Genomic DNA, 12,913 nt, shown 5'->3' with positions numbered 1-12,913 from the left:
ACTATATAGCACCTTTTTTGAAAGCGCAAACATTTATTTTTCTGCATATCCTTTTTATTAAAGTTTATAGAAAATCATTCTTCTACTTTCCTTATTTCCACTCGTTTAATTTGATGCATATCCTTTTCAAGGACTTTAAAATAAAAACCGTGTTTCTCAATAACATCTCCTTCAGCAACGATTTGTTTTTGTACCATAATCCAGCCACCAATTGTATCTACATCATCAGCAATTAAATGTATGCCAAGCAAATCATTTACTTCACTAATAAGCACTTTTCCCTCTACAATTTTATACCCTTCACTTACATGCTCTATAGGCGGGTGTTCATCTTCATCGTATTCATCTCGAATTTCTCCAACAATTTCTTCTAAAATATCCTCTAGTGTAACAATCCCTGCTGTACCACCATATTCATCATACAATACAGCTAATGGAATGTGTTTTCTTTGCATTTGTAATAGTAAATCATGAATTGGAATATTTTCTAGCACTTCAATAACTGGCCTTGTATATGGCATAATCGAGCACTCTTCGTCCCGATTACCATCCATATAACGAATAAATAAATCTTTTACATTAACCATCCCAATAATTTCATCTTTATCTTCACCAAATACAGGATATCTCGTGTACTTTTCTTGTGCGATTACTTTAATATGTGTTTCAAATGGTTCGTCCTCATATAAGCCTACAACTTCCGTACGAGGTACCATAATTTCTTTTGCTACTCTATTATCAAATTCAAAAATATTATTTACATATTTAAATTCCCTTTGGTTAATCTCTCCGCTCTCATAGCTCTCAGATAAGATTAACCTTAATTCTTCTTCTGAATGAGCTACTTCATGTTCAGAAGCTGGATGTAATCCGAATAAGCCAGTTACAACCCTCGCTGAACCATTCAAAGCCCAAATAAACGGATACATAACTCGGTAAAAATAAATAAGTGGTTTCGATAACAATAAGCTAACTTGTTCTGCTTTTTGTATAGCAAATGTCTTTGGAGCAAGCTCCCCAATGACAACATGTAAAAATGTAATTACTGCAAAGGCAATAATAAATGAAACTGTACTAGAAATCGCAGGTGAGAATTTTAATTTTAAAAACAACGGCTCGAGTAAATGTTTAATGGTTGGTTCCCCTAACCACCCGAGCCCTAAAGCAGTAATTGTAATACCTAGCTGACAGGCCGATAAATATTCATCTAAATTTGAAGTTACCTTTTTAGCTGCCAGTGCACCTCGTCTTTTTTCGCTAACGAGTTGATCAATACGACTGCTACGTACCTTAATAATTGCAAATTCAACAGCCACAAAAAATGCTGTTAACCCAATAAGAATGACTACCATCAATAATTTTAAAATATCCACATATGTCCTTTAGCTTTCTTAGCTAAAGTTACACCTCCTTTTAAAAAGAAGTTTCACTTTAGTTTCTTCAATTATTTGAAAGCAACTCTATATAAAATCAACCAATTTTCAAACCTCATACAATTCTAAAGGTAAACCATCGGGATCTTGGAAAAAGACGAATTTCTTCCCCGTTATTTCATCAATACGGATCGATTCTGTCTCAACACCACATTGATTTAAATGCTTCACAGCTTCTTCTATATTTGTAACAGCAAATGCTAAATGTCTAAGACCTGCTGCTTCTGGAAAACTTTTGCGCTCAGGCGGATTTGGAAATGAAAATAATTCGATTTGATACTCTTCTCCTACACATAAATCTAATTTATAAGAATCTCGTTCCTTTCTATATACTTCATTTATTTCTTTAAATCTCAATATTCTAGTATAAAAATCTTTTGACGTCTCATAATTCGAACAAATAATTGCAACGTGATGCACTCTACATATATTCATACTCTCTCTATTCCTTTCTTTACCAAAGATGCATATTCTCCCTTGAAATGAAAAACATATATAGCAGAATATCTCTTTTAGGGGGCTTACCATGAAATTCATTACTTTTTTCATCGGACTAATTGTTGTTTTCTTGCTCGCTTATATTGCTAGCAATAATAAGAAGCATATTAAATTTAAACCAATTTTTATCATGCTTATTATACAGTTAATTTTAACCTATTTACTATTAAATACAGAAATCGGCCTCATACTTATTAGAATCATTTCTAGTTTGTTTACCAAGCTACTCGAGTATGCTGCTGATGGAATAAATTTCGTATTTGGTGGTCTTGCAAATAAAGGTGAAATGCCATTTTTCCTTACTGTATTATTACCAATCGTCTTTATTTCTGTTTTAATTGGTATATTACAACATTTCAAAATACTACCGTTTTTCATTCATTGGATTGGGTACTTTCTTAGTAAAATAAATGGTCTTGGGAAATTAGAATCTTACAACGCTATCGCCTCTGCCATTGTCGGCCAATCAGAAGTTTTTATTACAGTGAAAAAGCAATTAGCTCAAATTCCAAAACACCGTCTTTATACACTTTGTGCCTCTGCTATGTCAACCGTATCTATGTCTATCGTAGGTGCCTATATGACAATGATTGAGCCTAAATATGTAGTAACCGCACTCGTTCTTAATTTATTTAGCGGTTTTATTATCGTACTCATCATTAACCCTTACGACGTTAAAGATGACGAAGATATTTTAGAGATCAAAGGTGAAAAACAAAGCTTTTTTGAAATGCTTGGAGAATACATTCTTGATGGTTTTCGTGTAGCCATTGTTGTCGGCGCTATGCTCATTGGATTCGTTGCATTAATTAGTTGTATTAATGACCTGTTCCTCATTATATTCGGTATTACGTTCCAACAATTAATCGGCTACGTATTTGCACCTATCGCATTCCTTATCGGTGTACCAAGTTCTGAAATTGTCGCAGCTGGCAGCATTATGGCAACGAAGCTTGTAACGAATGAATTTGTCGCAATGATGGATCTTAGTAAAATTTCTAATAACCTTTCTCCCCGTACAGTTGGTATTATTTCTGTTTTCCTCGTGTCTTTTGCCAATTTTTCTTCCATTGGTATTATTTCAGGTGCGGTAAAAGGACTAAACGAGGAACAAGGAAACGTTGTTGCAAGGTTTGGCCTTAAATTACTATATGGAGCTACTCTCGTTAGCATTTTATCTGCAATTATCGTAAGCATTATGTTGTAATTAGGTAAAATTTTATCATTTTCTTATCCCTATCTTTTGTGCACAATAACGAATAGATGTCTTATAAAGTGAAACTTTACTCAGAGGGGGATAGCCCCCTCTGAGTATTAGCCTTCACCAATCGGGCTTTTACGGGCAGTTAACTCCCACCTAACTTCCTTGCATTCGCTGGACTTTGAGGTGGGAGTTTTACTGCCCGTTAATGCGGGATAAATAATCAAGACATCTATTTTTTATACATGTACAATCGCTTTTATTTAGCGTAAAATATTTTTTATGTGTTTGAATACACTTCTAAATGTATACACTTTGATAGTTTTAAAGGAGAAAAAATGATGAAATCCGACACGAACAACAATACGCGAGCCAAAAAAGGACGCTCAAAGAAAAAACGCTTACTTTGGTTCCTTCTTATTCCATTACTAATTGTAGCACTTGGAGCAGGAGGCTACTCCTTCCATATATACAGTAAAGCAAAGTCCGTCTTAAATAATGCTTATGCTGAACTAGGTCGAGGAGATAAGTCCAGTAAACGTGAAAAAGCTGTTAAACCTATGACCGACAACATTTCCGTACTAATTATGGGTGTTGATGAAAGTGATATTAGGGAAAAAGGCTACGGAAAAGCAACTCGAACAGATGCGTTATTACTTGCAACAATTAATAAAAACGATAAATCCGTTAAACTTGTAAGCATTCCACGTGACTCACGCGTCTACATTAAGTCACGTGATAAATACGATAAAATCACACATGCTCACGTATTCGGTGGTGTAGACAGCACAATTGATACGGTAGAGAACTTTTTAGATGTTCCAGTTGATTACTATGTAAAATTCAACTTTAAATCCTTTATCAAAATTGTTGATTCTCTTGGTGGTATTACTGTGGACGTTCCAGTTGAGTTCACAGAGCAAAATAGTAAAGATGAAGCAGATGCAATTCATCTTAAAAAAGGACGTCAACATTTAAATGGAGAAGAGGCATTGGCGCTAGCTAGAACTCGTCATATCGATAGTGATTATATGCGTGGCCAACGACAACAGCTTGTATTAGAGGCCATTGCTGAAAAGGCACTATCTCTTAATTCCATTAATAAAATCGGTGGCCTACTAGACGCTGTCGATAAAGATTTAAAAACCAATTTAACGTTTGATGATATGATGACAATTACAAAAAATTCAATGGATTCAAATTTAAAAATGGAAAAAATGCAAGTAGAAGGTACAGATAAATATATAGGTGGTATTTATTATTACGTTCCAAATGAAAAAAGCGTCGATACTATTTCAACTACCCTTCAAAAACATCTCGGTGTTACGAATAAAAATGAACATAAAAAATTATAATAAAAAGGCTGCTAGATCTTTCTAGACAGCCTTTTTATTTTATTTTTCAACATATTTTTCATACACATTGTGACAAGAAGTGACAATTATTACAGCGATGTAACATTTTTTATGAAAACATTACACACACAGTGAAAATAATAGTATACTAGTACGTACATAATGTTATTTTCATCATTTTTATACAAAAAATGTAATACATATATTTATACATAAATTTCTGGGGGGAAATAAATGAAGCTAAGTAAAATACTGATCGGTTCTGCAATTGCTGGGGGCATATTACTTTGTGTAGGCGGTGTTGGGGGATATCAATATGTATCCAAATTAAATAATCAATTAAATACTACTGCATTACCAAATACTACATTTGAAGGTATTTCTCTCGATGGAAAAAATAAGAACGATATTCAAGCAATTATTAATCAAAAGGTAACTGAATTAGATCAAAAATCCCTTACCTACATATTCCAAAACGATAAACAAACTTACACATGGAAAGATTTAGGGATAAATTATAAAGAGAAAGATATTATTGACAAAATCTTTAAAGAACAAGAAGGAAACGTAATGAATCGTTACAAAATGCGGAAGCAAGCTGAAAACGGTGAATTAAAACGTGACTATAAATTAACACCACAATTAAATGCAACAGCTTATGAAACCTTTATAAAAGATAAATATAATGAAACATTAAAAAATCCTGTTAATGCGGAATTAAGTATTGAAGGCCCAACAGTAAATATTAGTCAAAGTCAAAACGGAGAAAAAATTGATAAAGGGAAGCTAAACGGTTTAACAAACGAAGCGATTACTACTGGTAAATCAGATGTTACATTGCCAGTTACATTCATAAAACCCGAACGTTCTACAGAAGACATACAGAAAATGGGTATTAAAGAAGTCATCGCTGAATATTCTACTCCAATGGCTGGCCGTAACGGAAATCAATCATTTAACGTAAATAAGTCAGCTAATACTTTAAGTGGGGTTATTGTCGCACCTGATGAAACATTTAGTTTTAACGGCCGCGTTGGCGTAACTGATGCTGCACATGGTTACAAATCTGCAGCAGTATATTCACAAGGTAAAGTAATACAAAGTGCAGGCGGAGGAGTTTGCCAAGTCAGTAGTACATTATACAGCGCAGCTTTAAGGGCAGATTTAGGTATTGTTTCTCGAAGTAATCATTCTATGCCGGTAAATTATTTACCACTTGGGCAAGATGCAGCAGTAGCAGATTATGGTCCAGATTTTAAATTTAAAAATAATACGGGCAATCATATTTATATTCAAGCATTTTCAAATGGGGGTAGTATTACTACACGCATTTTCGGTACAAATACTGGTAAAAATGTTGAAGTCTCTTCTCAAGTAATTAGTAGAAGTAGTGATAAAATAACAGCAGTTACGTATAAAAAAGTAACACAAAACGGGGAAGTAATATCAAATGGACAAATTTCAAAAAGCGTATATAAAAGCGCTCCAAAAGAATAGATAATATCCACCGAATAGCATAAAGAAAAAGGCGTGATTATATCACGCCTTTTTCTTTTGCAGTAATAGTAAAAAAGTTTCAAGATGGTCTTTCGTTTCTTCTAAAGACCACATACGATTGCCTTGCTTCGCAGCTAATACACACGCCTCTTCCCACGCGTTCTTTTTCTTCATATTTATTAATTCATCACGTAATTTCAAAACAATTTCTTCGTCTTCTTGTTCAATAAACTCTTCCATCACGCTTACTATTTCATCCTCATGAATACTTAACGTACAGTACGATTTAAGAAAGTATTGTAATGTCGTATACATAATGTACTCCCCCTTCTTATTTATCAGATGGATAAGAAGTAATAATCTTAAACCCTAATTCTCCTGACTTATCTCTCGCTAAAACAGTAACAGTTTTTACCAACTTGTCTTTTACACTCATATTTTTCTTTATTACCGTTTTTCCAACCGGGAATGAATGTGTTGTATTTAATACGAGACGAGCCTCTTTAGAATTTTTTAACCAGTCTTGAATTTCCTTATCATGCTGCTTCAAACTATCTTTTACAGCTTTCGTTGCTGTTTCCTTGTCATAGTATGTACTTGCTGCTGATACTTTATCTGTCTTCAAGCGATTCTTCAAATCTTCTTCTGATTTGCCTACATGTCTTTCAATCGTATGACCATTTTTAGGTGGTCCTTCCATTTCATCTAAAATATTATCACTAATTTTTTCTACTGATGTCGATTGATTCCCTGTTTGTTTCTCTGTTTTTTGTTCTTTTCCTGCACATCCACTTAAGATCAGCATTAGTGCCAATAAACTACTCAAGAAAAGACTGCTTATTCGTTTCATCATATCACCTCTTCCATGATTATTATCGTAACTTCACTAAAAGTCAATTTCACAACGAAAAAACCTATCAGTTTTCACTTTTTTCATCTATTTTCCTACACACTTTCACCAACACCCTATTTTCCGCCCCTCTTAATATATACCCCCTAAATTTTATGATTATTTCCCAAATGAAAATACCGATAATAAAACCATATAACCCTTTTAAACAAAGGGTTATTAAACTTTTTTGAAAATAACTTAAAATACCCCTATTTTTATATACCTAATACCCATATAAGGTATATAAATACCTTCTTATCAACATTTTCTACATTATGTAAATTTACCCTTGCCTATACAATCGAAATGTGGTGTAATGCAAAAAAAGATAAAGGATTTTAAACAATGGCTGAAACGATTCAAAATTTCTTAACAGAATACTATTCAATCGCAATTCCACTTAGTATCTTAATTAACATCATCATTAGTCTTTTAGGTGTTATTCCTAGCATCTTTTTAACCGCCATTAATATACAGCTCTTCGGTGTAACAAATGGCACAATCATCTCGATCGCAGGTGAGGCCTTAGGGGCTATTATCTCGTTTTATATTTACCGCATGGGCCTTCAAAAGTTCACTCACGATAAAGTAAATAAGTACCCAAAGGTAGAGCGTCTTCTTTATGTAGAAGGTAGAGAGGCCTTTCTACTCGTTCTATCGTTTCGATTGATACCTTTCATCCCATCCAGTATCGTGACTTTATTTGCAGCTCTAGGGAAAATGTCATTACTCTCCTTCAGTATTGCCAGTACAATAGGTAAAATACCGGCCTTATTGATTGAAGTATATTCGGCATACCAAGTCATGAACGGAACAAATGAAGCGAAGTGGATTGTGACAATCGCAGGTTGTATCGGATTATATTATTTGTGGAAAAAATGGAGAAAAAAATAAAGAAGGAGCATAGGCTCCTTCTTTATTTTTGAGGTATTTTATTAATAGCTATCCTTTAAATCCTTAGTTAATACCAACAGCACTAAATGATTGCTTAACCGCTGCTACTTCAGCAGAATTTGCACCATATAAGTCTGCAGCAGCTTGTACTGCACCAGCACGAGCTTGGCTAAATGTAGTAGATTGCGTGAAATACTGTGTATTTGCACGGTAGTAAATCGCACCTAATTTATCTTTACCGATACCAGTTACAGTTACACCAAAATGCGTACCGCCATTTGCTAATAAATAAGCTTGTTTATTAATAATGCCGCTGTTTGTATGAACGCCACCGTTATCACTTGAACCTGTGTAACGCTTAGAATAATGGTCTGGATCACCATATTTCGCTGGATCACTCATAGAGCGAAGCGCATCTCCTGCTTTACCAGGCGTGTAAATATCTTCACCAATCTCCCAATCTGGGTTACGGTTATCATAGAATTCTACTAAAGTACCAAAGATATCAGAAATTGCTTCATTTAATGCGCCTGATTCATTTTGATAAATTAAATTCGAGCTATTTTCCGTAACAGCATGCGTTAATTCGTGACCAATTACATCAATCCCACCAGATAATGAAGTGAATGTTACACCATCACCATCTCCGTATACCATTTGTGAACCATTCCAGAATGCATTATTATACTTACTTCCGTAATGAACTGTTGATTTTAATGGTGCTCCTGCATCATTAATAGAGTTTCTGTTAAATGTAGCTTTATAATAATCATATGTTCTACCTGCATAGTAATGAGCATCTACTGCCGCTGCATCATACGCTGCATTGAAAACATTATCCGCATCTGCCCATAATGTTCCTGGTAATGTTGAGCGGTTTTTCGCATCATATGTGAAAATCGTTGCCCCGCGCGTATTATCTTGTAAGTAGTAAGATGAACCAGATAATGTTGTATTAAGTGATTTCGTATCTCCTAATACACCTTTACCAGTTCCTACTTTATTTGTTCCTGTTACAGGTTTTACTACCGCTTTCGCATCCTGTTTAGGAGCCTCTTGCTTAACTGGTGACTTATCATCATTTGTCACATGATCAATTGTATTAAACTTATTTAATACTTTACCGCTGTCTGCTTCAATGAAATAGTAGTAGTTTCCTGGACTTGGATCTAAGAAGTTTAGATTTACAACGTATGCATATGTTGTTTCTTCACCATTTTGATATACATATAAGTCCGCTTTTGGCTCTACCTCATATTTCGGTGTCACACCTAAATCTTGCTGCGCGATTTCAATTGCTTTTGCGCCTTCAATTTTATTTTTATTTTTCAACTTTTCCTTTTTGTCTAAATCAGGTGCAACTGTTCCAGACAAAACTTTTAAAGAACCGTCTTTACTTACGTGAGCTACTTGAGTAGAACCCCATACAGGTACTCCTTCGTAAACTTGTTGCATACGTACTACTGTTGAATCAGTTACAGCATCTTTCTTCACTTGTTTCACTTTGAAAGAATCTTGCGCACTCTTTTCCCCTAGCTTGTAATCACCTTTTGCTGCGTTTAAGTAATCAAACACAACAGATTCTGCTTTCTTACCAGTTGCTTCAGTTAGATCACCAGAAATAAACTCAGGTGACTGCACCGTCTCATTGTACTTCTTCGTAGAGAGCACATTTTTAGAATCCGCAAACGCAGAGCCTGTCCCTCCAAAAGTTGTAACTGCCATTCCTGTCGCTAACACTAATGCTAAACTCTTCTTTTTCATATAACCTTCCCCCTAATAAAAAATTTTTTGAAAAAGAGTAGTTTCATATTAGCATTATGTTTCCACTATTAATATACTAAAAATTCAAATAATTATTTTCTCAAGTTTTGTAGAATTTTGAGGAACAAATATTGAAAAAAAACCCTTTCCGATTGGAAAGGGGTTTCTGTTAAGAATTTATTAATTCTACTACTTTTTCTCCTTGACCATAGATATCCGATGTCCAAGCATATTGCGGTTCCAATACCACTAATACAGCCACCAAAGCCAAAGCACCAATAATTATTTTTTTCATATTATTTTCCTCCCTTTTCTTCTAATAAATTAATTGCTAATTTATAGTAGTTATTACTTTCCTTAAATTCTAATAATTCCTCGTGATATCCTGCTAGTTCTAAATACACCATTTTTAATTCCTTTTTATTTTCTTCGCCTCTAAAAAACGGGATTGCCTCAACTTCTAAAAACTTTTTATAAACATCTTTTGTTTCAAAGTATTTATTCTTAAGCATTGAAAGTATATATAGCATACTTTTATACTTTTCATCCCTCTTGGCGACATCTATCCCTTTATCAATCCAATCTTTCGCTTCTTCAAATTCTTTTAATTCAATACACTGCAAAGCAATCTCATATACTGCATCAATATAATTTAAATCCTCTTCCTTTTTGTACTTTAGGCATTGTAAATAATAATCTTTAGCTTTTGCATAATCTTTTAAGTTATAGTACAAGAAGCCTAAATTATTTAAAGCAATAGCTGTTATGCTTTCTTTATCGGCAAAAGAATTTGCTTCCCTCAAAATATTATTATAAATAGATAGCGCTTCATTATATTGTTTTTTTTGTATATAACTCAACGCAATAAGTAACTGGCAGTTTATCACATAACGGAATTTATATTCATTCTTAAATCCTTCCATTGCTACATTAGCAAAATGTAAAGTCATATGCTCAACTTCCAATTCATTATAAACAAGAGCTAAATTGAAATATATTCCATTTTCATGATAACCTTGTTCCTTTGCCATTACTTCTGTTCGAGTCAAATACTCCAATGCCTTCTTATATTTATGTTGTAAAAAATAATATAACCCTTTGCTATACGTATATAATAATTTTTGGAATGGTGAATACTTTTTGTACATCTTCTTTAAGCTCTCTAACTCTTCTTCGACAGCAGGAAAATCCCTTTTCATAATTAAATAACGTGTATACAGTAGTTTATAATAATTTATAATTTCAAAATCCAACACATGCTTCATTTCACCTTGCAACTCTTCATATATACGTTCTACTTGTTGCTTGTCCAAATGAACTAGTGCATTCAACCATTCATCCAGCTTCCCCTTCACATCTTCTTCTACATCTCTCAAATCCGTCACGGCAATTTCCAGTCTTGTGCAGAGCAATTGTAGAATTTCTTCTGATGCTTCGATCTTTCCATTTTCGATCTTACTTAAGTATGAGACAGAACAAATGCCCTGACATAGTTCTTCTTGTGTCATTTTTTGCTGGAGCCGTTTGTAAAAGACTTGTTTGCCTATTTTTTCTAATGTTTGTTGCATTGTCCTCCTCCATTCTCATTACCCCATTACTCTAATAATACATAAAATCGAGAGAAATATAAATTGATAAATGTTAATTTTCTAAAAAATATGCATAATTTCATTTTTTTCTCTCTTGACTTCACATCAATATCTCTTCTTTGCTACGAATGATGAAAAATTGGTATACTATAACCAAATTATGGAGGTGTTCTCGCGATGACTCATTATAAAGACGATAGTTATGCCTTACATACAGACCTATATCAAATCAACATGGCTTATACATATTGGAAAGATGGTATTCATAATCGCCGTTCTGTTTTTGATTTATATTTTCGAAAGCTTCCATTTGAGAATGGCTACGCTGTTTTTGCTGGCCTTGAGAAAATTGTAGAGTACATAGAAAATTTCAGTTTTACTGAAAGCGATATCGCTTATTTAGCAGAATTACAATTTGAAGAAGAATTCCTTCATTATTTACAAAATATGAAATTCACTGGGACGATTCGCAGTATGCAAGAAGGTGAAGTTGTATTTAATAACGAGCCTTTATTACGTGTTGATGCACCACTCGGTGAAGCACAAATTATTGAAACCGCCCTCTTAAATATTGTGAATTACCAAACATTAATTGCAACAAAAGCTGCTCGTATGAAACATGCTGCAAGTAATGATGAGCTTTTAGAGTTCGGCACAAGACGTGCCCATGAGTTCGATGCTGCCCTTTGGGGGACACGCGCTGCCTTTATTGGTGGTTTCTCCTCTACAAGCAACGTTCGTGCCGGAAAACGCTTCGGGATCCCTGTAGCTGGCACACATGCGCACTCTTTCGTTCAAGCATATCGCGATGAATACGTCGCATTTAAGAAATACGCTGAAACTCATAGAAAGTGCGTCTTTCTCGTTGATACATATGACACATTAAAATCTGGTGTTCCAAATGCGATTCGCGTCGCAAAAGAATTTGGAGATCGTATTGATTTCTATGGCATTCGTCTTGATAGTGGTGATATGGCTTATTTATCTAAAAAGGCAAGAAAACTACTAGATGAAGCAGGATTTACAAATACAAAAATTATCGCTTCTAGCGATTTAGATGAATACACAATTATGCACCTTAAATCTCAAGGGGCAAAAATTGACGTATGGGGCGTTGGGACAAAATTAATTACGTCCTTTGAGCAACCTGCATTAGGAGCTGTTTACAAACTAGTTGCGATTGAAGATACTGACGGAAAATTAAATGATACGATTAAAATTTCATCTAACCCTGAAAAAATTACCACTCCAGGACTGAAACGAATTTATCGTATTATCAATCGTGTTAACGATCATGCAGAAGGTGATTATATTGCGTTAGATTCTGAAGAACCTGGAAAAGAAGAGCGCTTAAAAATGTTCCATCCAGTTCACACATATATAAGTAAATTCGTAACAAACTTTGAAGCCCGTGAACTGCATAAAGACATTTTCGTTAACGGTGAAAGAACATATGAACTACCAAGTATATTAGATATTCAACAATATAGTGCACAGAGTCTCGCTCTATTTTGGGAAGAATACATGCGAACTTTAAATCCCGAAGAATATCCTGTCGATTTAAGCCAAGAATGTTGGGATCATAAAATGAATTACATCCAAACTGTTCGAGAACAAGTTGAAAAAAACATACAAAAGTAAACAGAGAAGTTTCTCCTTCTCTGTTTTTTCAATACTATATGGATATTTGTAAAAAATATATTAAAATAATAAGACGAATGTGTTTTATTTGTAAATTTTAATATTACACTATTTAAAAGTAAAATAATATTTGATATTATTTTATTAAA

The 12,913-nt window shown here is 34.0% G+C and carries 12 protein-coding genes; 5 read left to right on the top strand and 7 right to left on the bottom strand.

The features are described 5' to 3' along the window. Nucleotides 1-74: 74 nt before the first annotated feature. Nucleotides 75-1,373, bottom strand: a complete 1,299-nt coding sequence (locus AC241_RS03155) for a hemolysin family protein (RefSeq protein WP_016083564.1) — start codon at nucleotides 1,371-1,373, stop codon at nucleotides 75-77. Between the two features lie 108 nt (nucleotides 1,374-1,481). Further along, entirely contained in the window at nucleotides 1,482-1,868 is a 387-nt protein-coding gene (gloA2, locus tag AC241_RS03150; RefSeq protein ID WP_029441542.1) for an SMU1112c/YaeR family gloxylase I-like metalloprotein, read from the bottom strand. A 91-nt stretch (nucleotides 1,869-1,959) separates the two neighbouring features. Between gloA2 and AC241_RS03145 the strand changes: the two genes are divergently transcribed. From AC241_RS03145 to AC241_RS03135, 3 genes are all read left to right on the top strand, one after another. Continuing rightward, complete coding sequence (locus tag AC241_RS03145) at nucleotides 1,960-3,138, top strand: NupC/NupG family nucleoside CNT transporter (RefSeq protein WP_016083566.1); 1,179 nt, start codon at nucleotides 1,960-1,962, stop codon at nucleotides 3,136-3,138. Nucleotides 3,139-3,470: 332 nt separating this feature from the next. Beyond that, the gene (locus AC241_RS03140; RefSeq protein WP_002163841.1) at nucleotides 3,471-4,487 is read left to right on the top strand and encodes an LCP family protein; all 1,017 of its coding nucleotides are present in this window, start codon (nucleotides 3,471-3,473) and stop codon (nucleotides 4,485-4,487) included. 234 nt (nucleotides 4,488-4,721) lie between these two features. Beyond that, nucleotides 4,722-5,984 carry a VanW family protein gene (locus AC241_RS03135; RefSeq protein ID WP_050842540.1) on the top strand — a complete coding sequence of 421 codons (1,263 nt, stop codon included), beginning with the start codon at nucleotides 4,722-4,724 and terminating at the stop codon, nucleotides 5,982-5,984. Between the two features lie 42 nt (nucleotides 5,985-6,026). Here AC241_RS03135 and AC241_RS03130 read toward each other — a convergent pair whose 3' ends face one another. Together AC241_RS03130 and AC241_RS03125 are read right to left on the bottom strand one after the other, a co-directional pair. Then, nucleotides 6,027-6,299 (bottom strand): hypothetical protein, encoded by a 273-nt coding sequence (locus AC241_RS03130; RefSeq protein ID WP_000288803.1) that lies wholly within the window; start codon nucleotides 6,297-6,299, stop codon nucleotides 6,027-6,029. A 16-nt stretch (nucleotides 6,300-6,315) separates the two neighbouring features. Beyond that, complete coding sequence (locus AC241_RS03125; protein WP_029441540.1) at nucleotides 6,316-6,834, bottom strand: RNase A-like domain-containing lipoprotein; 519 nt, start codon at nucleotides 6,832-6,834, stop codon at nucleotides 6,316-6,318. A gap of 387 nt (nucleotides 6,835-7,221) precedes the next feature. Here AC241_RS03125 and AC241_RS03120 point away from each other — a divergent pair, with 387 nt between their 5' ends. Beyond that, nucleotides 7,222-7,770, top strand: coding sequence for a TVP38/TMEM64 family protein (locus AC241_RS03120; RefSeq protein ID WP_016083570.1), 549 nt, complete (start codon nucleotides 7,222-7,224; stop codon nucleotides 7,768-7,770). 63 nt (nucleotides 7,771-7,833) lie between these two features. Here AC241_RS03120 and AC241_RS03115 read toward each other — a convergent pair whose 3' ends face one another. The 3 genes from AC241_RS03115 to AC241_RS03110 form a co-directional block, all read right to left on the bottom strand. After that, nucleotides 7,834-9,534 carry a M4 family metallopeptidase gene (locus tag AC241_RS03115; RefSeq protein WP_029441539.1) on the bottom strand — a complete coding sequence of 567 codons (1,701 nt, stop codon included), beginning with the start codon at nucleotides 9,532-9,534 and terminating at the stop codon, nucleotides 7,834-7,836. 169 nt (nucleotides 9,535-9,703) lie between these two features. After that, a complete protein-coding gene (locus AC241_RS34235) occupies nucleotides 9,704-9,829 on the bottom strand; it encodes an NprX family peptide pheromone (protein WP_000720172.1) in 126 nt (41 codons plus the stop codon). A gap of 1 nt (nucleotide 9,830) precedes the next feature. After that, nucleotides 9,831-11,102, bottom strand: coding sequence for a helix-turn-helix domain-containing protein (locus AC241_RS03110; RefSeq protein ID WP_029441538.1), 1,272 nt, complete (start codon nucleotides 11,100-11,102; stop codon nucleotides 9,831-9,833). Nucleotides 11,103-11,300: 198 nt separating this feature from the next. Between AC241_RS03110 and AC241_RS03105 the strand changes: the two genes are divergently transcribed. Next, nucleotides 11,301-12,764, top strand: coding sequence for a nicotinate phosphoribosyltransferase (locus AC241_RS03105; RefSeq protein ID WP_029441537.1), 1,464 nt, complete (start codon nucleotides 11,301-11,303; stop codon nucleotides 12,762-12,764). Nucleotides 12,765-12,913: the final 149 nt, after the last annotated feature.

This window comes from Bacillus thuringiensis (assembly GCF_001182785.1).
In the GTDB taxonomy this organism is placed as follows: domain Bacteria; phylum Bacillota; class Bacilli; order Bacillales; family Bacillaceae_G; genus Bacillus_A; species Bacillus_A thuringiensis_S.
Note: the sequence above shows the minus strand (reverse complement) of the source record. Positions and strands in the feature narration are given on the sequence as shown.

Bases quoted from the DNA above. Each gene is read 5' to 3' on its own strand.
- AC241_RS03135 (WP_050842540.1), top strand. From the start codon at position 4,722: ATGAAGCTAAGTAAAATACTGATCGGTTCTGCAATTGCTGGGGGCATA.
- AC241_RS03115 (WP_029441539.1), bottom strand. From the start codon at position 9,534: ATGAAAAAGAAGAGTTTAGCATTAGTGTTAGCGACAGGAATGGCAGTT.
- AC241_RS03130 (WP_000288803.1), bottom strand. From the start codon at position 6,299: ATGTATACGACATTACAATACTTTCTTAAATCGTACTGTACGTTAAGT.
- AC241_RS03145 (WP_016083566.1), top strand. From the start codon at position 1,960: ATGAAATTCATTACTTTTTTCATCGGACTAATTGTTGTTTTCTTGCTC.
- AC241_RS03120 (WP_016083570.1), top strand. From the start codon at position 7,222: ATGGCTGAAACGATTCAAAATTTCTTAACAGAATACTATTCAATCGCA.
- AC241_RS03125 (WP_029441540.1), bottom strand. From the start codon at position 6,834: ATGAAACGAATAAGCAGTCTTTTCTTGAGTAGTTTATTGGCACTAATG.
- gloA2 (WP_029441542.1), bottom strand. From the start codon at position 1,868: ATGAATATATGTAGAGTGCATCACGTTGCAATTATTTGTTCGAATTAT.
- AC241_RS03110 (WP_029441538.1), bottom strand. From the start codon at position 11,102: ATGCAACAAACATTAGAAAAAATAGGCAAACAAGTCTTTTACAAACGG.
- AC241_RS03105 (WP_029441537.1), top strand. From the start codon at position 11,301: ATGACTCATTATAAAGACGATAGTTATGCCTTACATACAGACCTATAT.
- AC241_RS03140 (WP_002163841.1), top strand. From the start codon at position 3,471: ATGATGAAATCCGACACGAACAACAATACGCGAGCCAAAAAAGGACGC.
- AC241_RS34235 (WP_000720172.1), bottom strand. From the start codon at position 9,829: ATGAAAAAAATAATTATTGGTGCTTTGGCTTTGGTGGCTGTATTAGTG.